Genomic DNA, 24,474 nt, shown 5'->3' on the forward strand with positions numbered 1-24,474 from the left:
CCCATGGCGAACCCCTTCGACGACGACAACGGCGTCTTCCGCGTCCTGGTCAACGACGAGGGCCAGTACTCCCTGTGGCCGGACTTCGCCCCCGTCCCGGGCGGCTGGGAGAGCGTGCACGGCCCCGACAGCCGGGCCGCCTGCCTGGAGCACATCGAGCGGCACTGGACGGATCTGCGCCCGCGCAGCCTGGTCGAGGCCGTGCGCGCGGCCGGGTCCTGATGGCGGCCCGGCCGGGCGTCGAGGACGTCCTCCCCCTGTCGCCCCTTCAGGAGGGCATGGTCTTCCACGCGCTGTACGACACCGACGCCCGGGACGTCTACACGGGCCAGATGGTCGTACGCCTCGAAGGCCCCCTGGAACAGGGCCGGTTGCGCACCGCCGCCGAGGCCCTGGTCGCCCGGCACGCCAACCTCCGCGCCGCGTTCCGCACCCAGCGCTCCGGCCGCCCGGTCCAGGTGATCCGCAGCGCGGTCACCGTCCCGTGGCACGTCGACGACCTGTCCGCCCTGCCGTCCGGCGAACGCGAACCAGCCCTCGACCGGCTGCTGGAACGGGACTTGGCCGCCCCCTTCGACGTGGCCCGCCCGCCCCTGCTCCGCTTCCGCCTCGTCGTCCTCGACGACCAGGACCACCGCCTGATCCTCTCCTCCCACCATCTCCTGTGGGACGGCTGGTCCGCCCCCGTGCTCGTACGGGAGCTCTTCCAGCTGTACACCTCGGCCGGCGACCCGACCGCCCTGCCCCGCGTACGCCCCTACCGCGACTACCTCACCTGGCTGTCCCGACAGGACCGCGAGGCCGCCCGGGAGGCATGGCGGGCCGCTCTCCACGGACTTGACGAACCGTCACTCATCGCTCCGGGCGACCACCCGCCCCAACTGCCCGAACGTCTCGTCCTGGAACTCCCGGAGCAGGACACCGAGGCTCTCAGCGCCACCGCCCGCACCCACGGACTCACCACCAGCACCGTCCTCCAGGGCCTGTGGGCGATCCTCCTCGGCAGACTGACCGGCCGCACCGACGTCGTCCTCGGCGCCACCGTCTCCGGCCGCGACGCCGACGTACCCGGCATCGACTCCATGGTCGGGCTCTTCATCAACACCCTTCCGGTGCGCGTCCGGTTACGCCCGGAGGAACCCCTCGCGGACCTCCTCCGGCGGATCCAGTCCGAGCAGTCCGCCCTCCTCGACCACCGCCACCTCGGCCTCGCCGACATCCAACGCGCCACCGGGCACACCGAACTCTTCGACACCCTCCTCGTCTTCGAGAGCTACCCCATCGACGACGACGGCATCGCCCGCGCCCTCCACGGCCCCCGCATGACCGACGTCTCCGTCCGCGACGCGACGCACTACCCCCTGACGGTCACCGCGCTGCCCGGCACCCGACTCACCCTGACCCTCAGCCGCCAGCCGTCGGCGCTGGACCAGGCCGTGGTCGAGGAGATCGCGGACCAACTCCAGGGAATGATCCGGGCGTTCATCGAGAACCCGGCGTGCCCTGTCGGGCGGCTCGGCCCGGCGCCCACGGTGGAGCAGCACGATGATTTTCCCGGGCACACCGCCACCACGGTCCCCGCCCTCTTCGCGGAACAGGTCGCCCGTACGCCCGACGCCCCGGCGGTCCTGTACGCCGAAACGGCCCTCACCTTCGCCGAACTCGACGCCAGAGCCGACCGGTTGGCCGCCGCACTGCTCGACCGAGGCGCCGGTCCGGAGTCAATCGTCGCCGTCGCCCTGCCTCGCAGCCCCCACCTGGTGATCGCACTGCTCGCCGTACTCAAGGCCGGGGCGGCCTGCATGCCGGTCGACCCCGGCTACCCGCGCGACCGCATCGCCCTGATGCTCGGCGATGCGCGACCCCGACTGGTCATCGGCGACGCCCACCAGCTGAACCTCTGGAACCTCGATCCGGAGTCGGTCTGCCCCCCGGACGCCGAAGCCGACGCCACCGTACGCCGCCCCTCGCCCCTGTCGCCCGACCACCCCGCCTACCTCATCTTCACCTCGGGCTCCACCGGCCGCCCCAAGGGCGTGCTCGGCACCCACCGCGCGCTGGCCAACCGACTTGCCTGGGGAAGGGAGTCGGTGGAGGGCGGCGTAGGCGTGTCCAAGAGCCCGATCAGCTTCATCGACGGCCTGACGGAACTGCTCGGCCCCCTGGTGGCCGGCGCGCCCGTCGCCCTCGCCGACGACGAGGCGACCGGCGACCCGACGGCCCTCGCCGCCCTGGCCGACCGCCACCGGGCCACCCTCCTGACCGCCGTCCCCAGCCTCTACACCACCCTCGTCGAATCCGCCCCGCCCGGCACCTTCGACTCCGTGCGCACCTGGGTCTCCAGCGGCGAACCCCTCACCGGCGAACTCGCCCGAGCGATCACCGAACGCTGGCCGCGAGCCCGGCTCGTCAACCTGTACGGCTGCTCCGAGGCGGCCGGCGACAGCCTGATCCATGTCTACGACGGCAGTGCGGGTCCGGTCCCGTTGGGACAGCCGATCGCCCACACCCAGGTCCACGTCCTCGACCCCTTCCTACGCCCCTCCCCACCCGGCGCGACCGGCGAGCTGTACATCACGGGGGAGGGCCTGGCCCGCGGCTACCTGAACCAACCCGGCCGCACCGCCGAGCGATTCATGGCCAACCCCTACGGCCCACCCGGCAGCCGCCTGTATCGCACAGGCGACATGGCCAGGCAGCGAGCCGACGGCACGTTGGAGTTCCTCGGCCGGGCCGACGACCAGGTCAAGATCAGAGGCTTCCGAGTGGAACCGGGCGAGACAGAGACGGCGATCCGCAGGCTGCCAGGAGTGGCCCGCGCGGCTGTGGTGGCCCGACGCGACAACGCGCCCCCCAAGGGGCGCGAGGAACTGCGCGATCAACCCCCACCGGCCCGCAGTCTCGTCAAGGCCTCTTCGGCACAACGACTAATTGCGTACGTCGTACCGGAACCCGGCGCCACCCCCGACCCCGTGGTCCTACGCCGCGCCCTCTCCGAGCGCCTCCCCGCCCACCTCGTACCCTCCGCCGTCGTCATCCTCGACACACTCCCGCTCACCCCCAGCGGCAAGCTCGACCGCCGCGCCCTCCCCGCCCCCGACTTCACCTCCGCAAGCACCCACGAACCACCCCGCACCGAACCGGAAAAGGTCCTCTGCGGACTCTTCGCCGAGATCCTCGGCCTCGAACGGGTCGGTGTGCACGACGACTTCTTCGAACTCGGCGGCGACAGCATCGTCTCCGTCCAACTGGCCGACCGCGCCCGCAGAGCGGGACTCACGCTCTCGCCACGGGACGTGTTCAGGCGCCGCACCCCGGCCGGCCTCGCGGAAGCACTGCCCGACTCCGCGACCTCCGCGACGGAGGAGTTCATCGCGACCACCGGCCCCCTGGTGTCGCTCAGTCAGGCGCAGCTCGACAACGTCAAGGCGAGGTGGAGGACCCGATGAGCGACGACGGTTCCCTGGTCGAGGACGTCCTGCCCCTGTCCCCGCTGCAACAGGGCCTGCTCTTCCACGCCCTGTTCGACGAGCGCGCCCAGGACATCTACACCATGCGGTCCCTGGTGGAGATCGAGGGACCCCTGCGCCCCGAACTCCTGCGCACGGCCGCCGAGGAACTCTTCGCCCGCCACGCCAACCTGCGCAGCGCCTTCCTCCACGAGGACCTCGACGAACCGGTGCAGGTCGTCCTCAAGCAGGTCACCGTGGACTGGACGGAGGCCGGCGCGGCTCAGGAGGCCGCACTCATCGCCTCCGACACCACCACCCGGTTCGACCTGACCGACCCCCCGCTGCTCCGCCTCACCCTCGTAGACCGGAGCGAGAACCGCTGGCTCCTGATCCTCACCAACCACCACCTCCTCCTCGACGGCTGGTCGGTACCCCTCCTCGTACGAGAACTGCTCCACCTGTACGCCGCCCAGCTCGCCCCCGACCAAGCCGCCCCGCTGCCGGCCGTACGGCCCTACCGCGACTTCCTCGCCTGGCTCGCGGCAAGGGACCGGGACGCCTCGGCCCAGGCCTGGCGACAGGCGCTCGCCGGAGCCACCCCGACGCTCCTGGCCCCCACCGCCCCTGGCCCGGTGCCGGTGACGCCCGAGCTGCACACGCTCCAACTCGACAGGACCATCAAGGAGTTCGCGCGCTCGAACGGCGTCACCGTCAACACCGTCGTACAGGGACTGTGGGCCCTGCTCCTCGCCCGGCTGACCGGCCGGGAAGACGTGGTGTTCGGCGCGACGGTGGCAGGCAGGCCTGCCGAACTCGCCGGTGCGGACGCCATGATCGGACTGTTCATCAACACCGTCCCGGTGCGGGTGGCGGTCCCGCCGGGGGAGCGCGTCGGCGCCTTCCTGCGGCGACTCCAGGACGAGCAAGCACTCCTGATGGACCACCAACACCTGGGGCTCACCGAGATCCAGCGCCAGGCAGGTGCGGGTGACCTCTTCGACACCCTGCTCGTCTTCGAGAACTACCCGATCGACCGCGCCGCCGTCGCGGAGGCCGAGGCGCTCGCCGGACTGCGGATTGTCGACGTCAAGGGCTTCGGCGCCACTCACTACCCGCTGACGCTGGCGGTACTCGACGAGCAACACCTGGACGTCATCTTCGAGTTCCGTCCCGACTCCTACGACCGGGCGGCGGTCGAGGAACTGGCGGGACGCTTCGAACGGCTCGTCCACGCGGTCGTGGCTGCCCCCGACACCCCGCTGGCCGCACTGGACGTTCTGGTGCCCGAGGAGCGGGCGGCGCTGCTGGAAGGGGGCGTGGGGGAGCGGCTCCCGTCCGAGTACCTCACCATGCCCGAGGTGTTCGAGAGCCAGGCGGCGCGTACCCCGGACGCGGTCGCGGTCGTCGGTGCCGGCGAGCGGCTGACCTTCGCCGAGCTCAACACGCAGGCCAATCAACTGGCCCGGATGCTCGTGGAGTCGGGGGCCGGTCCCGAGCGGATCGTGGCGTTCGCGCTGCCGCCGACGCCGTACACCATGGTCGCGATCCTCGCGATCCAGAAGGCGGGCGCGGCCTATCTGCCACTGGACCCCGCCTGGCCGGAGGAACGGATCGCCGGGATGCTCGGGGACGCGCGGCCCGTAGCGCTCGTAGCCGTAGCGGGTACGGCGGGTGCGGCCGGTATGACGCTCAAGTCGGCGATCCTGCTCGACGATCCGGCCACCGCGCGACGCCTGACGGGAACGGACGGCTCCGACCTCACCGACGGAGACCGCTTGGCACCCCTGCTCCCCGAGCACCCCGCCTACGTCATCTACACGTCCGGCTCCACCGGGCGCCCGAAGGCGGTCGTGGTCCCGCAGCGGGCCATCGTCAACCTCTTCACGGCCCACAACGCCGCCCTGCACACACCGGCCTCCCCCGACGGCAGGCCATTGCGGATCGGGCATGCCTGGCCCACCGCCTTCGACGCGTCGTGGCAGCCGATGCTGTGGATGTTCGCCGGGCACGAACTGCACTTCGTGCCCGAGGAGGTGCGCCGCGACCCTGACGCGCTGCGTGCCTTCCTCGCCGAGCACGGGATCGAGTTCATCGAGCTGTCCCCTTCTCTGTTGGGGGAACTGGTCGCCCAAGGCGGGGACTGGCAGGGGAAGGTGAAGGTCCTGGGGGTGGGCGGCGAGGCCGTGCCGCCGGATCTGTGGCGCATCCTCCGGGAGACGGACGGGCTGGCCGCGCACAACCTGTACGGGCCCACCGAGTGCACCGTCGACTCCGCCGACTGCGACCTCGCGCTGAGCGAACGGCCCGCCATCGGACGGCCGGTCGCGGGCGGCACGCTGTACATCCTCGACGGCCACCTCAACCCGGTGCCGATCGGTGTCGAGGGCGAGCTGTATGTCGCGGGCGCCGGACTGGCCCGGGGCTATCTCGGCCAGGCGGGCGCCACCGCGAGCCGCTTCGTCGCCGACCCCTTCGGTGCCCGGCCCGGCGCCCGGATGTACCGCACCGGGGACATCGCCCGCTGGACCGAGGACGGGCTGGTGGAGTGCCTCGGCCGGGTCGACGACCAGGTCAAGATCCGGGGCTACCGGATCGAGCCCGGCGAGATCGAGGCGGTGCTCCTTGAGCACGAACTGGTCGAGCGGGCGGCGGTCGTCGTACGGGAGGACACTCCCGGTGTACGGCGACTGGTGGCCTATGTGGTCGTCACCGCCGAGGTCACGGACGAGCTGCTGCGCCGGTCCGTGTCCGCCGTCCTGCCCGACTACATGGTGCCCTCGGCCTTCGTCCCGGTCGACGGCTTCCCTCTCACCCTCAACGGCAAGCTCGACACCGCCGCACTCCCCGCCCCCTCCCGCACCGCAGGACCGGCCGCCCAGCCGCCCCGGAACACGACCGAGCAGCGCCTCGCCACCCTCTTCACGGAGGTGCTCGGACTGGACACCATCGGGGTGCACGACAGCTTCTTCGCGCTCGGCGGCGACAGCATCGTGTCGATGCGCCTGGTCAGCCAGGCCCGCGCCACCGGCCTCGCCCTCTCACCGCGCGACATCTTCGAGGCCCCGACGATCGCGGAACTCGCCGAGCGAACCACCACAGTTGCCAAGCGAATCCCGACCGCCACCGGGAGTCGTACGACCGACCCCGACGCGGGCACCGGCGACATCCCGCTCACGCCCATCCTGGCCTGGCTGACCGAACAGGGCGGCCCCTTCCGGCAGTTGAGCCAAGCCCGCTTCCTCCGGACACCCGCCGGTACGGATCTCGACCGGCTGCTTCGCACCGTCCAGGCCGTCCTGGACCGGCACGACCTCCTGCGCGCCTCCTTCACGCGTACCGATGGAGGGGAGTGGCGTCTGCGCGTCGCTCCGGCCGGTGCGGTGAGCGCGGCCGACTGCGTACGGAGGAGCGTCGAGGACTGGCAGGACGTGCCCAGCGCGTTCGACGACCTCGTCGCCCAACTCGACCCCACGACCGGGGACATGGCGCGCTTCCTCTGGTTCGACGCCGGACCGGACGACGAAGGCCGGCTCCTGGTCGTACTCCATCACCTGGTGACCGACGCGGCCTCGTGGGGCGTGCTCGTGGCCGACCTGGCCGCCGCCTGGGAAGGCAGGGAACTCTCCCCCCGAGGCACCTCCTTCAAGGAGTGGGCCGAGGCCCTGCACACGGAGGCCTCGCGCCGCACGGACGAACTCACTCTGTGGAAAGGCATCCTGGACCGGCCCGAACCACCCCTGGGCTCCGCCGCGTTGGACCCCTCCCTGGACACCCGCGCCACGACCCGCCGCCACTGGACCGAGCACCCGGCCCCCACCACCTCCGTACAGGAGACCCTCCTGGACGCCCTCGCCCACGCGATCCCCGGCTGGCGCAGGGAATTCGGCCGCTCCGCCTCGGACGACAGCGTCCTCATCGCCCTGGAAGGGCACGGCCGAGAGGAGCAACTCCTCCCCGGCGCCGACCTGTCCAGCACCCTCGGCTGGTTCACCAGCCTCTACCCCGTCAGGCTGGAGCCCGGCGCCCCACCCGCCCCCCTCCCCGACAAGGGCATCGGATACGGCCTCCTCCGCCACCTCAACCCGGCCACCGCCGTAGAACTCGCCGAACTGCCCGAGCCGCAGATCGAGTTCAACTACCTGGGCCGGATGACCATCGGCGAGCAGCGGGACAGCGCCCTGTTCACCAGCGCCCCCGAGACCGGCGCCATGGGCAGCGCGGCCGACCCCGCCATGCCGGCCCCGTACCCCCTGGTCGTCGACGCGGTGATCACGGACGGGGTGCTCAAGGTGTGCTGGCAGTGGCCCGAACGGCTCTTCACGGAGACGGAGATCGACCGACTGGCCGAGTTGTGGAGCGCTTCCCTTGACCTGCTGCTGAAGGGCGGACACCAGTGACCGAGACCGACCTCGCGGCCCGCAAGCGGGAACTGCTCCGCCGCCGACTGGAGAGCGCGGGCCTCGCCGACACCCCGACCCGCTCCGAGCGCATCCCGCGCCGGCCGGCGGACGCGGGGCGCCTCCCGCTGTCGTACGCCCAGTCCCGGATGTGGCTGCTCCAGCAGCTCGACCCGGCCAGCCCCGCCTACAACGTCTGCCTGGCCATCCGGCTGCGGGGCCCTCTGGACGCGGCCCGGCTGCACACCGCCTTACAGGGCCTGGTCACCCGGCACGAGATCCTCCGTACCCGCTACCCGGTCGGTCCGGACGGCGCCCCGGAGCAGGTCGTCGACACCGCCGCGAGGGTTCGGTTCAGCAGCGTCGAGATGTCATTGGAGCGCACGGCCGAACTGGCTCGCGGCGAGTCGGCGACCCCCTTCGACCTGGCCGCCGACCACCCGATGAGGACGGTGCTCGTCCGCCACGCGGACGACGACCACACTCTTGTCCTGACGGTCCATCACATCGCGTGGGACGGCGGCACGTTCAACGCTCTCTCGCGTGATCTGAGCATCCTCTACGCGGCGGAGGCCGAGACCGAGACTCCGTTGGGCGTCGAACCGCTGCCCCTCCAATACGCCGACTACGCCGTCTGGCAGCGCCACACCTGGACCGACGAACGGCTCGACGCCCACCTCCAGCACTGGCGTAAGGCCCTGACACCACCGCCTCGGCCACTCGCCCTCCCGGTCGACGCCCCCCGCACCCCCCAGCCCACCGCACGGGGCGACCGCCGCTTCCACACCTTCGCCCCCGAAGTGACCGACCAGCTCACGGAGTTCGCGAAGAAGTCGGGCGCCACCCCCTTCATGGTGCTGCTCGCGGGTCTGGCCGCCCTCCTGCACCGCACCACCGGCGCCACCGACATCCCCATCGGCTCGGCCGTCATGAACCGCGATCTGCCGGGCCTGGAAAACCTGATCGGCAACTTCGGCAACACCCTGGCCCTCCGCGCCGACCTCGACGGCGACCCCGACTTCACCGAACTCGTCGAACGCGTCCGTCAGTTGTGCACCGACAGCTACGCCCACCAGGACATGCCCTTCGACCGGCTCGTGGAACGTCTGCGCCCCGAACGGCATCCCGGCCGCTCCGTGTACTTCGACGTCATGCTGCTCTTCCTCACCCAGGGCCTCGAAGGACCACGGCTGCCCGGAGTGACCGCCGAGTGGGAGACGGTCCACAACGACACCACCCAGTTCGACCTCTCCCTGGAGGCCTTCCTCACCGAAGGACGGCTGCGGATCGAGGCCACCTACCGCAGCGGACTGTTCACCCCGGTGACCGTCGACCGGCTCCTGCGGCAACTGGAGACCCTGCTCGCGGCGGCCCTCGCCGACCCCGAACTCGCCGTATCCCGACTGCCGTTGATGTCCGACGCGGAGGAGCGCCTGGCTCTGGAGGGCTGGAACGCCACGGACCATCCCGTCCCCGACACCACCCTCACCGCACTCCTCGCCGAACAGGCGGCCCGCACCCCCCGCGCCCCCGCACTCCTCCACGACGACGACACCCTCGACCACGTCCTCGACTACGCGGCCCTCCACGCCCGCGCCAACCGCCTCGCTCGCCTGCTGATCTCCCGCGGAGTCGGCCCCGAGCACCTGGTGGGCGTCGCCCTGGACCGAGGCCCCGACCTGGTGGTGGCCCTGCTCGCCGTGGTCAAAGCGGGCGCCGCCTACCTCCCGCTGGACACCGGCTATCCGGCGGAACGCCTCGCCTTCCTGGTCCAGGACGCCCGGCCGACCCTGATCCTGGCCGCCACCGAAGCCGACCACGGAGTCGACCACGGAGCCCCCGTCCTCCTGCTCGACGAGGAGCGGTACGCCCACCTCGACCCGACCGAGGTCACCGACGCCGAACGCCTCCAGCCCCTTCGCCCCGAGCACCCGGCCTACGTCATCCACACCTCCGGCTCGACCGGTCGCCCGAAGGGTGTCGTCGTCCCCCACGCGGGGATCGTCAACCGGCTGCTGTGGATGCAGGCGACGTACGAACTCGGCCCCGACGACCGGGTGTTGCAGAAGACCCCGGCCGGATTCGACGTCTCCGTCTGGGAGTTCTTCTGGCCGCTGATCTCCGGGGCGGCCCTGGTGCCGGCCCGCCCCGGTGGCCATCGCGACCCCGCCTACCTCGCCGGCCTCATCCGTGAACAGCGGGTGACGACCGCCCACTTCGTGCCCTCCATGCTGCGGGCGTTCCTCGACGACCCCGCCGCCCCAGAAGTGAGCGGCGTCCTGCGCCGGGTGATGTGCAGCGGCGAGGCGCTGCCCTCCGAACTCGCCGAGCGCTTCACCCGTCTCCTCGACGGCACCGCACTGCACAACCTCTACGGGCCGACCGAGGCCGCCGTAGACGTCACCGCGTGGGCGTGCGCCGACGGCACCCGCTCCGCCGCCGGGTCCGTACCGATCGGCCGCCCGGTCTGGAACACCCGCACCCTCGTTCTCGACGCCAAGCTCCGCCCGGTCCCGCCCGGTGTGCCCGGTGAGCTCTACCTGGGCGGCACCCAGCTGGCCCGCGGCTATCTGGGCCGCCCTGGCCTCACCGCCGACCGCTTCGTCGCCGCCCCCTACGGCCCGCCCGGCGGCCGCCTCTACCGCACCGGCGACCTCGTCCGCTGGACCGCCGAGGGCGTGCTGGAGTTCCTCGGCCGCTCCGACGACCAGGTGAAGATCCGTGGTTTCCGGGTCGAACCGGGCGAGACGGAGGCCGCCGTGGCCGCGCTGCCCGGGGTCTCCCAGGCCGCCGTGACGGTACGACGGCCGGACGGCGCACCGCAGCTCGTGGCGTACGCCGTCCCACGGCCCGGCACCCGCCTCGAACCCCTCCAGGTCAGGCAGGACCTGAAGACCACCCTGCCGGACCACCTGCTGCCCACGGCGATCGTCATCCTCGACGAACTGCCCCTCACCCCCAACGGCAAGCTGGACCGAGCCGCCCTGCCCGCCCCCGACCTCGCGGACCTGACCACGGCCACCGCACCCCGCACCGAGGCCGAGGCAACCCTCTGCGCGCTCGTCGCCGAACTGCTCGGCCTGCCCTCCGTCGGCATCCACGACGACTTCTTCGCCCTCGGCGGCCACTCCCTGCTGGCCACCCGCCTGGTCGCCCGGATCCGCGCCGACCTCGGCGTCGTACTGCCGCTGCGCGCCGTCTTCGACACCCCGACCGCCGCCGCGCTCGCCCCCCTGCTGGCGGCCCCGGCCCCCGAGCCTCGCCCGGAGCTGCGGCCCGTGCCGCGCCCGGACGCGATTCCGCTGTCGTCCGCGCAGGCCAGGCTGTGGTTCCTGCACCGGCTGGAAGGGCCGAGCCCGACCTACAACATCCACACCGCCGTACGCCTCACCGGCCACCTCGACCCCAGCGCGCTCCGGCAGGCGCTTCAGGACGTCGTGGGCCGCCACGAGTCACTGCGCACGGTCTTCCCGGACGAGGACGGTGTTCCCCGGCAGAAGGTCGTCACGGACGCGGTCGTCCCGTTCGACATCGTGCCCGCCACGCGGAGCGATCTCGACGCCCTGCTGCGGGAGGCCGCCGCGCACTCCTTCGCCCTGGAGACCGAGATCCCCGTACGCGCCACGCTGTACGGGCTCGCCCCCGACGAGCACGTCCTGTTCCTGCTGATCCACCACATCGCCACCGACGGCTGGTCGGCGGAACCGCTGCTCAGGGACCTGGAGACGGCCTACGCGGCACGGCTGCGAGGCGGGCCGCCCGAGTGGGCGCCGCTGCCCGTGCAGTACGCGGACTACACGCTCTGGCAACGGGAGACGGCGGCAGGCGACAGTCAACTGGACTACTGGACCGGGCAATTGGCGGGCCTTCCCGAGGAACTCCAGCTGCCCGTCGACCGCCCCCGTCCGGCCGTCCACGCCTACGACGCCGGCGCGGTGGACTTCACCATCGGCCCCGACACCCACCGCGCCCTGCGCGCCCTCGCCACGGAAGCCGGCGGCACCGTCTTCATGGCGCTCCAGGCCGCCCTCGCCGTCCTGCTCAGCCGCCTCGGCGCGGGCGACGACATCCCCCTCGGCACCCCGGTGGCCGGACGCGGCGACGCGGCCCTCGACGACCTCGTCGGCCTCTTCGTGAACACCCTCGTGCTGCGCACCGACGTCTCCGGTGACCCGACGTACCGCACCCTGCTCGCCCGCGTCCGCGAGGCCGACGTCGACGCGTACGCCCACCAGGACCTGCCGTTCGAACGGCTCGTGGACGCGCTCGCCCCGACCCGCTCTATGGGCCGCCACCCGCTCTTCCAGGTGATGCTCGCCCACCAACAAGCCCCGGACGAGACAAGGGACTTCGCCGGTCTCACGCTCAGCGAGCTGCGCGTCGACCACTACACCGCCAAGACCGACCTCGCCTTCCACCTCTTCGAACGACCGGACGGCGGCGGGATCGGCGGCTCCCTCGTCCACAGCCACGACCTGTACGACCGCGAGACCGCGCGGGACATGGCCGAACGGTACGTCCGGCTGCTCACCGAACTCGCCGCCGAGCCCGACCGTCCCGTCAGCGCCGCCGACGTACTCACCCCGGGCGAACGGCGGTTGCTGCTGGGGGAGTGGAACGACACCGCCCACCCCATGCCCTCCACCACCCTCACCGCCCTGGTCGAGGAACAGGCGGCGCGGACACCGAGGCTGACGGCCGTGGAGTACGGCATCCCCGGCGGGACGACCCTGACCTACGGCGAGCTCAACGCCCGCGCCAACGACCTTGCCCGGCAGCTGAGTTCGCTCGGCGCCGGACCCGAGCACCGGGTCGGCATCCATCTCGAACGCTCGGTGGAGATGGTCGTCGCCCTGCTCGCCGTCCTCAAGGCGGGCGGGGCGTTCGTGCCGCTGGAGCCGTCGTGGCCCGCCCGGCGGATCGCCGAGGTGTGCGAGAACGCGGGGCTGACGGCCGTACTCGGAGGGGCGGTTCCCGGAGGTCCGCCCGCCCTCGCGGTCGACCTGAGGGACCCCGTGACGGACGCCGGGAACCCGGATGTCCCCGTCGATCCCGAAGGGCTCGCCTACGTCATCTACACCTCCGGCTCGACCGGAGTCCCCAAGGGCGCCATGATCCGGCACCGGGCCATCGCGCACCGACTGCTGTGGCAGCGCGGCCTGTTGGGCTTCGGCACGGACGACGCCGCCCTCTTCAAGGCGCCGCTCGGCTTCGACATCTCCATCAACGAGATCTTCCTGCCCCTCGTGAACGGCGGCCGGGTCGTCATCGCCGAGCCCGGCGGCGAACGGGACGTCGACTATCTGCTGGACACCGTCGAACGCCACCGCGTGACCTTCACCTACCTGGTCTCCTCGATGCTCGACCTCCTCCTCGAACTCGACGGCTTCGCCCGCCGCGCGGAGTCGCTGCGACACGTGTGGTGCGGCGGCGAAGTGCTCACACCCGAGCTGTTCGGCCGCTTCCGGTCCGCGAGCCGGGCGGTCATGTACCACGGCTACGGCCCCGCCGAGGCCACCATCGGCGTCAGCCACGTCGTCTACCGCACCGGCGCGATCCGCAGCGCCGTCTCCATCGGCCGCCCCAACGGCAACACCCGCCTGTACGTCCTCGACGACCGCCTCCGGCCCACGCCGGTCGGCGTACCGGGCGAGCTGTACGCGGGCGGCGTCTACCTCGGCCGCGGCTATGTCAACGACCCCCGTCGCACCGCCGACCACTGGATCGCCGACCCCTTCGGCCCGCCCGGCGGCCGCCTCTACCGCACCGGCGACCTGGTGCGCTGGCGGCGCGACGGCACCCTGGAGTTCCTCGGCCGCGCCGACAACCAGGTCAAGATCCGTGGCATGCGCGTCGAGTTGGAGGAGATCGAGGCGATCCTCGAACAGCACCCGGGTGTGCGGCGCGGAGTCGTGGTGATCCGCGAGGACACACCGGGCGTCAAGCGCCTGGCCGGCTACTGCCTGGCCTCCGGCGACCTCACCGACCTGCCCGGCTGGCTCCGCGAACGTCTCCCCGACCACATGGTCCCGGCCACCCTCACCCACCTGGACGCCTTCCCCCTCCTGCCCTCCGGCAAGGTCGACCGCACTGCGCTGCCCGCACCTGAGGCCACGAGCACCGACACGGCGACCAGGGCGCCCGCCGATGAACGGGAGCGGCTGCTCTGCGAGTTGTTCGCCTCCCTCCTCGGCCTCCCACGCGTCGGCGTCGACGACAACTTCTTCGCACTCGGCGGCGACAGCATCGTCTCCATCCGCCTGGTGACCCTGGCCCGCAAAGCAGGCCTCACCATCAGCCCCCGGCAGGTCTTCCAGACCCCCACCCCGGCCGGCCTGGCCGCGGCGGCCACGCGCGAGCGCCCCACGACCGGCCCGGTGGACGACCCGCTCGGCGAGGCGGACCTGACGCCGATCATGCGCTGGACAGCGGACTCGTACGACGGTCTCGCCCAGGCCGTCCTGCTCGTGACCCCGCCCGATCTCACGTACGACGGCGCGCTGGACATGCTCCAGGCCGTACTGGACCGCCACGACGTCCTGCGGGCCCGGCTGACGGACCGGCTGGTGGTGCCCGCCGAGGGAGCCGTACGGGCGAAGGACGTACTGCTCCAGGTCCGGGACGCGGTGCTCGACGCGCAGCTGGCCGCCGCCGTGGCCCGCCTCGACCCGGCGGCCGGGCGGATGCTCCAGGCCGTCTGGTTCTCGGACACCGGGCGGCTGCTCCTCGTCGCCCACCATCTCGTCGTCGACGGAGTCTCCTGGCGGATCATGACCTCCGACCTGGCGGAGGCCTGGCAGTCTGGGGAGGCCCTTGCGCGCACGGGGACGTCCTTCCGTGCCTGGAGCAGGATCCTGGGCGAGGAGGCGCGCAGGCGAGTGCCCGAACTCCCGCTCTGGAGCCAGCAGTTGGAGTCCGGCCGTCCTCTGCTCGAACGAGCCGTGGAAGGCCCGCGCCGGGACCGGACCCTCGTACTCCCTCCCTCGACCACCGGCCCGCTGCTGACGACCCTGCCCTCCGCCTATCACGCCGCCGTCCCCGACGTCCTGCTGACCGCGCTCGCGCTGGCGGCGGCGAGCTGGCGGGAAGCGCGCGGTGACCTCACGGGGCGGTCCCTCCTCGTCGGTCTGGAGGGGCATGGCCGTGAGGAGGGCATCGCAGAAGGGGTGGATCTGTCGGCCACGGTCGGCTGGTTCACCACCTTCCACCCGGTCGCCGTCGACCCCGGCCCACTGGACCTCGACGAGGCGCTCGACGGCGGCCCGGCGGCGGGCACGGCACTCAAGCGCGTCAAGGAGCAGCTGCGTGCCGTACCGGACGGAGGCCTGGGATACGGGCTGCTGCGGCACCTCAACCCCGACACCTCGGCCGCGCTGGAGAAGCTTCCGCAGCCGCAGGTCGTCTTCAACTACCTCGGGCGATTCACCGCGTCGGCCTCGGCCGACCAGGCGTGGGACCTGGCCCCCGAGGCTCCGATGCTGCCCCTCGCGGGGCCGGTGCGCTTCGGCCTGGAGATCAACGCCGTCGCCGTCGAGGGGGAGGACGGGCCCCGGCTGCACCTCTCGGCCGCCTGGCCCGGGACCTTCCTGACCCCGGCCGAGGCGGCGGATCTGCTGGCCCGGTGGGAGCGGGCCCTGCACGGTCTCGTACGCCATGGCGGGGACGCTCCGGCGGGCGGCCTGACCCCGTCCGACCTGCCGCTGGTGGAGCTGACGCAAGAGGACATCGACGACTTCGAGAACGACTTCGAAAACGACTTCTGAACCAGCGGAGGAACCGGTGACGCAGCACCCCCCGACCGCCGACGAGCTGCTCCGTGCGGTGACTGACACATTCGGCTCGGACACCCCGCCGACCGAGGACGACAGCCTCATCACCTGGGGCCTGGACTCCATCACCCTGATGAAGATCGCGAGCGGCTGGCGTCGCCAGGGCGTCCGCGTCACCTTCGCGGAGCTGGCCAAGGAACCGACGCTGAGGGCGTGGCGCGCGCTGCTCGCGGCCCACGCCGGCGTGGCACCGGAGCCCGCTCCCGCGCCTGTCCCGGTCGCCGACCCCGGGGAACCGTTCCCGCTCGCCGTCATGCAGCACGCCTACTGGATCGGCCGCGGCGAGGACACCACCCTCGGCTCCGTCGCCGCCCATCTCTACGTCGAGTTCGACGGCACCGACGTGGATCCGTCCCGCCTCGACACCGCCGTACGGAGTCTGGTGGAACGGCACGGCATGCTGCGCGCCCGCTTCACCGACGACGGCCGCCAGGAGATCCTCCCCGCGCTCACCCGCCCCGCCACGATCGTCAACGACCTGCGGGGACTGGACGCCGACACGGTCGCGGCCGAACTGGAGGATCTGCGGCACTCCTCCTCGCACGCGCGGCTCGACGTCGCCGCCGGCGAGGTGTTCTCCGTCCAGCTCTCCCTGCTGCCCGACGGCCGCACCCGGCTCCACGTCGACGTCGACATGCTCGCCGCGGACGCCCTCAGCTACCGGGTCCTCCTCTCCGACCTCGCCCACCTCTACCAGGACCCCACGACCCCGCTCCCGCCGATCCGCACCAGCTACCCGGACTACCTCGCCGAACGCGCCACCGTACGACGGCTCAGCCGGGCTGACTCGCAGAAGTGGTGGCAGCGGCGCGTCCCCGAACTGCCCAGCGCGCCCGAACTCCCGCTCGTGCCCGAGGCCGAGCGCGCCGACCCGACCCGGGTCACCCGCCGTCACCACTGGCTGCGCCCGGAGGAGAAGCAGCGTCTGACCGCCCGCGCCCACCGGCACGGACTGACCCCGGCGATGGCGGTGGCGGCCGCCTTCTCGGAGGTGCTGGCCGCCTTCAGCGGTCAGGCGCGCTTCCTCCTCAACGTGCCGATGTTCGACCGCCGCGGCTCCCACCCCGATGTCGACCTGCTCGTCGGGGACTTCACCAGCTCGGTGCTCCTCGACGTGGACCTCGCCGGGCAGGAGACCTTCACCGAGCACGCCCGGCGCCTCCAGGACCGTATGCACACCGACGCCGCCCACGCCGACTACTCCGGCGTGGAAGTCCTGCGCGACCTCTCCCGGCACCGGGGCGAACAGGTCCTCGCCCCGGTCGTGTTCACCAGCGCCCTGAACCTGGGCGAGCTGTTCGACGCGGGGGTGCGGCGGGCGTTCGGGGAGCCGGTCTGGATCATCTCCCAGGGTCCGCAGGTGGTCCTCGACTGCCAGGTCACCGAGGTCGACAGTGGACTGCTGGTCAACTGGGACGTCCGCGAGGACGCCTTCCCCGCCGGCCTCGTCGACGCCATGTTCGCCGCCTTCCACGGGCTGGTGAGCAGGCTCGGCACCGAGGACGCCGTATGGGAGGAGCCCGTGCCGGCGCTCCTCCCGGACGAACAGAAAGCGGTCCGTGCGGCGGTCAACACCACCGCGGGTCCTCGCAGTCACCGGCTGCTGCACCAGGGGTTCTTCGAGCGCGCGGCCGAGCGGCCGGACGCCCCGGCGCTGCTGTGGGCGACCGAAGGGACCCTGTCCTACGGCGAGTTGGCCGACCGGGCGCTGCGGGTCGCGGCCGATCTCGTGGAGCGGGGGGTACGGCCCGGGGACACCGTCGCCGTCAGTTTCCCCAAGGGGCCCGACCAGATCACCGCCGTGCTCGGCGTGCTCGCCGCGGGCGCCGCCTACGTCCCGATCGGCGTCGAGCAGCCGAAGGCCCGCCGGGAACGCATCCGGGCCACCGCGGGATTCCGGGTCGTACTGGACTCCGTGTCGCTGCTCGCCGAACCACTGGCGGCGCCTGTGCCGGTGGATGAGGAGCAGCCCGCCTATGTGCTGTTCACCTCCGGGTCGACCGGGGAGCCCAAGGGCGTCGAGGTGCCGCACCGGGCGGCCGTGAACACCCTCGACGACCTCAACGACCGCTTCGGCGTGGGCCCTTCGGACCGCTGCCTCGCCCTGTCCGCCCTCGACTTCGACCTCTCCGTGTACGACGTGTTCGGGCTGCTGGGCGCGGGCGGCGCGGTGGTCCTCGTGGACGAAGCCGACCGCCGCGAGGCCGCGCAGTGGGCGGAACTGGTCCGCACCCACGGGGTGACCGTCCTCAACTGCGTCCCGCCTTTGCTCGACATGCTGCTCCTCGCCACCGGACCGGGTGAACTCGCCAGTCTCCGTGCTGTGTTGCTCGGCGGCGACTGGGTCGGCATCGACCTGCCGGGGCGGCTCGCCACGCGGGCTCCTGGCTGTCGCTTCACGGGGCTGGGCGGGACGACCGAGACCGCCATCCACTCCGCCGTCTGCGAGGTGACGGACGGTCAGGTGCCGGCGGACTGGAAGTCGGTGCCGTACGGCACCCCGCTGCGTAATGTCCGCTGCCGGGTCGTCGACGGACGCGGCCGGGACTGCCCCGACTGGGTGCCCGGCGAACTGTGGATCGGCGGGGACGGGGTGGCGCTCGGTTACCGGGCCGACCCGGGCCGTACGGCCGAGAAGTTCACGGAGGGGGAGGGGATCCGCTGGTACCGCACCGGGGACCTCGCCCGCTACTGGCCCGACGGCACCCTGGAGTTCCTCGGCCGCCGCGACCACCAGGTGAAACTGCGGGGCTTCCGGATCGAGCTGGGCGAGGTGGAGGCGGCGCTCACCGGACATCCGGCCGTACGCCGGTCGGTGGCGGGGCTGACCCGAGGGCAGCTGGCGGCAGCGGTGGCCGCCGATGGGACGACGGCCGTGGAGGAGTTGCGGGAGTGGGCACGGTCGGTGCTTCCGCCGCACATGGTCCCGTCGCGGATCGTGGTGACCGGGGAGCTTCCGCTGACCTCCAACGGCAAGCTGGACCGGCGTGCCGTTCGTCAACTGTGGGACTCCGAGGAGGAGTTGGAGCATCGGGCGCCCGGCACCGCGCTGGAGACGGTTGTCGCGGGCGTCTGGGCCGATGTCCTCCGGGTCGAACGCGTCGGCCTCGACGACGGGTTCTTCGCACTCGGCGGTGACTCCGTGCTCGCCACGGTCATCGTGAGCAGGCTGCGGGAGGCGCTCGACAGTTCCGAGGTCTCCGTACGGGCGCTGTTCGCCACGCTCACGCCCGGCGGGATGGCCAAGCGGCTGTCCGCCGAGGAGGAGACGCCCGGGCGTCTTGAGCAGGTCGCCGCGATCCACCTGGAGATCGAGGGCATGTCGGCCGAGGAGATCGACTCGGCGCTGCGGGACGGATGACGCACAGGGGAGTGGGGGCGTGCCGCGCTGTGCGGCACGCCCCCCAAGTCCCGCGCCCTCAGTCGAGCTTGGTGAAGCCCGGCTCCAGGTTGTCCAGCGCCCACGGGATGCCCAGTGCCGACGGGCTGCGGAGCTGGCTGACCGTGGCGACATCGGTCACCAGGTAGTTGCCCTTCTTCACCGCGGACATGTTCTTGACCAGCGCGCTGGCCTCGAACGCCTTCTTCAGGTCCGGCGTGGTGAACGCGATGATCACCAGGTCGGCGTCGAGCTTGTCGAGCTGCTCGAAGGACAGCTCACCGGTCGGACTGCCGCTCACCGTCTTGATGTTGGTGACCGAAGGGGTCAGTTTCAGGCCGAGCTCGCTCATCAGTTTCGCGGCGAAGTCGTCCTCGGAGGCGATGGTGTAGATCTTCGCCGGGGTGTTGCCGATGGACAGGCTGTAGGTCTTGCCCGCGAGGCCCGGATGCTCGGCCTTGACGGCGGCGATGCTCGCCTCGGTGTCCTTGATGACCTTCTCGGCCTCGTCCGGCTTGCCGACGGCCTGGCCCACCACCTTCACATGCTCCTGCCAGGTCTGCTGCCCCCATGCCGTCTCGTAGCCGATGGTCGGCGCCACGGCGGCGAGCTTCTTGTAGTCCTTGTCCAGGGTGAAGTCGGAGGTGGCCAGGATGAGGTCCGGCTGGAGGGCGGCGACTGCCTCGTAGTCGACGGCGGTGAGCGTGTCGAGGAGTTTGGTCTTCTTGGTGTCGATCTTGTCCTTGAGCCACGGGTAGACGCCGTCGGAGCTCAGGGCGTCCTTCGAGATGGCGACGGGCGTGACACCGAGGGCGTAGAGCGCGTCGATGTCGTCGGTGCCGCCGTTGCCGATCACCACAACCCGCTCGGGCGCCGCCGTGATCTTCGTGCTGCCGAACTTGTGCTTGACGGTGACGGGGAACGCGGCGTCGGCCCCCGCGTTCTTGGCCCCGTCGGAGGAGGACGCGGCGGGGTCGTCGTCCTCGACGGAGCCGCACGCGGCCAGCGCGGCGGCCAGGGTGACGGTCAGAAGGGTGGTGAGGAGTTTTCTCGACATGTGATCGGCCCTTGCCTCAGCGGGAGTTCGGGTGGGACGTCAGATAGCCGCCCATCGTGCGGAAGTACTCGTGCGCGGCGTACTCGGTGCCGTCCTCGGTCCGCAGCCGCCGTACGAGGAGTCCGTGGTGGCGGCCCGTGTGGGCGTCGGCACCGGCCACGACGACCACGCCGTCGCCCTCGCGGATGAAGATCCGGCCCGGTGTGCCGCCGTAGAACCCCTCGGAGACGGCGGCCTCGACGATCCTGAGGCGCTCTTCGCGGTGGAAGGTGAACGCGTTGGGGTACGGGTCCGACTGGGCGCGGACGAGCCGCTCCAGGCGCTCCGCGGGCCAGGTCCAGTCGATGCGGCTGTCCTCAAGTGCCCTTTTGTGGAAGAAACTTGCCCGGCCGCGGTCCTGGGGCACCCACTGGCCGACGTCCTTGCCGGCGGCGATCAGATCGAGCGACTCGCGCACGATCGGCGCGATGAGGTCGACGGTCCGGTGGAAGAGGTCCGTCGCGGTGTCGGCGGGCCCGACCGGCACCGAGCGCTGGACGAGGACGTCGCCCGCGTCGAGTTCGGCGTTCATGCGGTGCGCGGTGACACCGACCCGCGGCTCGTCGTTGATGAGCGCCCAGATCAGGGGCGAGAAGCCCGCGTACGCCGGCAGCAGCGAGTCGTGCACGTTGAGCGTGCCGTGCGGAGGGAGGTCGAAGACCTCTGGGGGGAGCCAGGTGCGCCAGTTGTTGGCGACGATGATGTCCGGCGCGGACTCCCTTAGCGCGGCGAGGAGTTCGGGGTCGTCGGGCCGGTTGCGCAGCAGGACGGGGACGTCGTTCTTCTCGGCCAGTTCGGCGACGTTGTCGTCCCAGATCTTCTCGTAGGCGTGGTCGCTCTTGGGGTGGGTGACGACGAGGACGACTTCGTGGTCGGAGTCCAGCAGGGCCTGGAGTGTGCGGTGCCCCCAGGTCTGATAGCCGAACATGGCGACGCGCATGCGGTTCTCCCCTCGGACGGCCTCATTGCAAGGTAAGGCTAACCTTATCTAACATGTGGCTGCCTGAGGGAGGCGATGCCACGGTGAACTCACCGCTCACGGGATCGGATCGCACCTACGACATCCTCGGAATAGGTTTCGGGCCGTCAAATCTGGCCCTGGCCATAGCAATTGAGGAGCACAACGCGGCCCTTCCGCCGTCGCGCAGGCTCAACGCCCTTTTCCTGGAACGCCAGCCACGGTTCGGCTGGCACCGGGGCATGCTCATCGACGACGCCACCATGCAGGTGTCCTTCCTCAAGGACCTGGTGACGTTACGGAACCCGACCAGCGACTTCAGCTTTCTGTGCTTTCTGCGCGAACGCGGCCGCCTGGTCGACTTCCTGAACCAGAAGACCCTGTTCCCGCTGCGCGTCGAGTTCCACGAGTACTTCGCCTGGGCCGCCGACCGGGTGCGCTCCCTCGTCGCCTACGACCGGGAGGTGACCGCCGTCGACCCGGTCCGGGACGAGTCGGGCGCCGTCACCTGCTTCGACGTGGTCTGCGGTACGGAGACGTACCGGGCCCGGAACCTGAGCGTGGCCGTCGGCCTCGAACCGCATCTGCCGCCGGGCGCCCAGCTCTCCGAACGCGTCTGGCACAACAGCCAGTTGCTGCCGGGCGTGGAACAACTCACAGCCGAGGGGAAGTCCTTGAGGCGCGCGGTCGTCCTGGGTGCCGGGCAGAGCGCCGCCGAGTCGGTCGACTATCTGCACCGCTCCTTTCCCGAGGCCGAGGTCTGCGCGGTCTTCTCCAAGTACGGCTACACCCCGGCCGACGACAGCCCGTTCGCCAACCGCATCTTCGATCCGGAGGCGGTGGACGTGTACTTCACCTCACCGTCGGAGGTGAAACAGTCCCTGTTCGACTACCACCGCTCCACCAACTACTCCGTCGTCGACATGGACCTGATCGAGTCCTTGTACACGACCGCCTACCGGGAACAGGTCACCGGCCACAAACGGCTGCGCTTCCTCAATGTCTCCCGGATCCGCGAGGTCCGGCCCCGCGACGACGGTGCCCTCGACATCGCGGTCGAGTACCTCCCCACGGGCGAGAGCCATGTCATGGAGGCGGATCTCCTGGTCCACGCCACCGGATACCGCCCACGCGACTTCACGGCCCTGCTCGGCGAGGCCGCCAAACTCTGCCTCCGGGACGACGGGGACGCCATCCGCGTCACCCGCGACCACCGGGTGGAGACCGCCCCCGATGTCACCGCGGGCATCTACCTCCAGGGCGGCACGGAACACACCCACGGCCTGACCTCGACCCTCCTGTCCACCACCGCCGTCCGGGCCGGCGAGATCCACCGCTCCCTGGTCGCCCGGCACGCCGAGGACGGCTAACGCCGAGCCAGGATGCGGGTGATCCCGGCCGCGATCGTGGTCGCCAGGATCCACCCCGCCGCGACCAGCGCGGCCGCCAGCCACTGCTGCCAGCCCTCCGGATTGAAGGCGCCCTCCTGCCCGAAGCCCACCACGGGCAGCAGCAGATCGAGCCCGTACAGGAAGGAGTTGAACGGTGGCGCCTCCGAGGGTTTCGCGGCAGGCGGCTCCCGTACCGCGAACGCGGTGGTCGCGACGAGCAGCAGTACGGCCAGCCAGGCGGCCGCCCGGACCGGGCGGTAGCCGTAGCCGACCGTCCAGTCCTGGACGTACCCCCACAGGCGCCGGGCGGGCGACTGACTCGCCCGGTGCCGGCGGTGCCGGGCCAGCAGGACGTCGCGGGCGGCGTCGTCGTGGCCGTGGCGGGCGTAGGTGGCGGCGAGTTGTTCGTAGGGCTGGGGGAGGTAGCCGCTCGTCTCGCGGGCCAGCCATGCGAGGCGGGTCCGGACCGGAAGCGGTGCCTCCAGGTTGTCGTAGACGAGCCCGTCCATGAGAAGGTCGTCCGGCCAGCAGGCGGGGTCGTCGGCGAGCACGTCGACGCGGGTGTGCCGCAGGTCCACCGGCCCGGCGAACCGTGTGCGTGCGTCTGTGTCGATCGACCCCGTGGTGACTCGTCTTACCGACAAGGTCCCCTCGATCGTGGCGCTGGTGAGGATGAGTGCGGTGACGCGGCAGCCGGACAGCGACACCCGGCCGCGCGCCATGAAGCCCTCGCACAGATCCACCACCCCGGCGGTCAGCCCCCAGAGGATGAGGGCTCGGCCGGACGGGTTCGTCAGCCGGGCCGCGTGGAACTGCACCCCGGCACCCACTCCGGCGTCCATGAGATCGACGCCGCCCTCGGAGGTGAGTTCCCGGAGGTGCAACCCGCCCCGGACTTGTAGTCGACGCGCCGACAGTGTCCGCCGCCCAGGGTTCGCCAGCCGGGCCCCGTTGAGGTGGACGGAGCCGTCGACGCGGGCGTCGTCCAGAACGACCTGCCCATGGCTCGTGAAGCCGGGGGAGGCCTCCAGATCGCCACCCACCCCGATCAGCGAGGCGTCCAGGGCTCGCCCGCCGGGCGCGTCGAACACCGCGCCCGACAGCCGCAACGGCCCCTGCACCGCGGCTCCGGACAGCGCCACCGATCCCTTGGCCGTGAACCCTCCGTCCAGGGCGAGGATGCCCTCGACCCCGAGTCTCTCCGCGCCGAGGGCGACCCCGTCCGGGTTCTCCAGCCGTGCCCCCGTGAACACGCAGCACCGGGAGATCCGGGCGTCCTGAAGCCTCAACTCGCCCTGAGACAGAAGCCCTTCACCGGACGCCGTGAGCCCGCCGCCGCAGAACAACCCACCCTCCACCACCAGCCCGTCGCCGTTGAGCGTCGCCCCGCCCGGATGCACGACCCGCGCGCCTTCCAGCACGAACGTGCCCCCGACCCGCGCGCTCCACATCAGCATCTCCCCGCGAACGTCGGCGTCCCGGCAGTTCACGTCCCGCTCGACCAGCAGGCTGTCCGCATGGAGTGCCGGAGTCCCCGCCAGGCGGGCCCCCGTCAGATCCAGCGACCCGGTGACACGCGCCCGGGTCAGCCCCAGCGGCCCCTCGCAACGCACCGCCGCTAGCCGCAACGACCCCTCCACATGGGCGTCCCGCAGGGAGAGCCCGGGCAGCCGCGAGCCGCGCAGGTCGATCGACCTGGTCGAGGCGGCCTCCAGAAGCGGCTCGTCCTCGAATTCGCTCTCCGTGATCGCGACGGCGTACGGCACCTCGCAACCGGACAGGTCCAGCACGCCGGTCACCACGGCACCCCGTAACCGCAACGCCGCGACGAACCCCGGCACCGCCTCCCGCTCACCCAGCAACAGCCGCGCGATCACCTCCGCACGCACCGTCCCGCCCGACACCACCCGCCCGGCGGGAAACGCGTCCCACAGCTCCCGTTCGGCGTCCGACAGCACAAGCCCCGCCATGA

At 71.6% G+C, this 24,474-nt stretch carries 9 protein-coding genes; 6 read left to right on the forward strand and 3 right to left on the reverse strand.

Features of this window, described 5'->3' with window-relative positions:
• The first annotated feature begins 3 nt into the window (after nt 1–3).
• The 5 genes from ABZ928_RS20990 to ABZ928_RS21010 are packed head-to-tail and all read left to right on the forward strand — an operon-like array spanning nt 4 to nt 19,039.
• Nucleotides 4–222: an MbtH family protein gene (locus ABZ928_RS20990; protein WP_361520865.1), complete on the forward strand. Its 219-nt coding sequence runs from the start codon at nt 4–6 to the stop codon at nt 220–222.
• Nucleotides 222–3,449: an amino acid adenylation domain-containing protein gene (locus tag ABZ928_RS20995; RefSeq protein WP_361520867.1), complete on the forward strand. Its 3,228-nt coding sequence runs from the start codon at nt 222–224 to the stop codon at nt 3,447–3,449. The genes ABZ928_RS20990 and ABZ928_RS20995 overlap by 1 nt, the downstream gene beginning before the upstream one ends.
• Nucleotides 3,446–7,849: an amino acid adenylation domain-containing protein gene (locus ABZ928_RS21000; RefSeq protein ID WP_361520870.1), complete on the forward strand. Its 4,404-nt coding sequence runs from the start codon at nt 3,446–3,448 to the stop codon at nt 7,847–7,849. Before ABZ928_RS20995 ends, ABZ928_RS21000 begins: the two co-directional genes overlap by 4 nt.
• On the forward strand, nt 7,846–15,612 hold the full coding sequence (locus ABZ928_RS21005; RefSeq protein ID WP_361520873.1) for an amino acid adenylation domain-containing protein: 7,767 nt from the start codon (nt 7,846–7,848) through the stop codon (nt 15,610–15,612). The genes ABZ928_RS21000 and ABZ928_RS21005 overlap by 4 nt, the downstream gene beginning before the upstream one ends.
• 16 nt (nt 15,613–15,628) lie before the next feature.
• Nucleotides 15,629–19,039, forward strand: a complete 3,411-nt coding sequence (locus ABZ928_RS21010; RefSeq protein ID WP_361520876.1) for an amino acid adenylation domain-containing protein — start codon at nt 15,629–15,631, stop codon at nt 19,037–19,039.
• A 58-nt stretch (nt 19,040–19,097) separates the two neighbouring features.
• Here ABZ928_RS21010 and ABZ928_RS21015 read toward each other — a convergent pair whose 3' ends face one another.
• Nucleotides 19,098–20,114, reverse strand: coding sequence for an iron-siderophore ABC transporter substrate-binding protein (locus ABZ928_RS21015; RefSeq protein ID WP_361520879.1), 1,017 nt, complete (start codon nt 20,112–20,114; stop codon nt 19,098–19,100).
• A 16-nt stretch (nt 20,115–20,130) separates the two neighbouring features.
• Nucleotides 20,131–21,093: a methionyl-tRNA formyltransferase gene (locus ABZ928_RS21020; RefSeq protein ID WP_361520881.1), complete on the reverse strand. Its 963-nt coding sequence runs from the start codon at nt 21,091–21,093 to the stop codon at nt 20,131–20,133.
• 83 nt (nt 21,094–21,176) lie between these two features.
• On the opposite strand from ABZ928_RS21020, the gene ABZ928_RS21025 reads away from it, so the two are divergent.
• Nucleotides 21,177–22,481: a SidA/IucD/PvdA family monooxygenase gene (locus ABZ928_RS21025; RefSeq protein WP_361520884.1), complete on the forward strand. Its 1,305-nt coding sequence runs from the start codon at nt 21,177–21,179 to the stop codon at nt 22,479–22,481.
• Here ABZ928_RS21025 and ABZ928_RS21030 read toward each other — a convergent pair.
• Nucleotides 22,478–24,472, reverse strand: a complete 1,995-nt coding sequence (locus tag ABZ928_RS21030; protein WP_361520887.1) for a hypothetical protein — start codon at nt 24,470–24,472, stop codon at nt 22,478–22,480. The genes ABZ928_RS21025 and ABZ928_RS21030 overlap by 4 nt on opposite strands.
• Nucleotides 24,473–24,474 lie beyond the last annotated feature (2 nt).

The organism is Streptomyces sp. NPDC046909 (assembly GCF_040644695.1).
GTDB lineage: Bacteria > Actinomycetota > Actinomycetes > Streptomycetales > Streptomycetaceae > Streptomyces.

What these genes read in the sequence shown, in the direction of transcription:
- ABZ928_RS20995 (WP_361520867.1), top strand. Translation starts at nt 222, where the DNA reads ATGGCGGCCCGGCCGGGCGTCGAGGACGTCCTCCCCCTGTCGCCCCTT.
- ABZ928_RS21020 (WP_361520881.1), bottom strand. Translation starts at nt 21,093, where the DNA reads ATGCGCGTCGCCATGTTCGGCTATCAGACCTGGGGGCACCGCACACTC.
- ABZ928_RS21000 (WP_361520870.1), top strand. Translation starts at nt 3,446, where the DNA reads ATGAGCGACGACGGTTCCCTGGTCGAGGACGTCCTGCCCCTGTCCCCG.
- ABZ928_RS21030 (WP_361520887.1), bottom strand. Translation starts at nt 24,472, where the DNA reads ATGGCGGGGCTTGTGCTGTCGGACGCCGAACGGGAGCTGTGGGACGCG.
- ABZ928_RS20990 (WP_361520865.1), top strand. Translation starts at nt 4, where the DNA reads ATGGCGAACCCCTTCGACGACGACAACGGCGTCTTCCGCGTCCTGGTC.
- ABZ928_RS21015 (WP_361520879.1), bottom strand. Translation starts at nt 20,114, where the DNA reads ATGTCGAGAAAACTCCTCACCACCCTTCTGACCGTCACCCTGGCCGCC.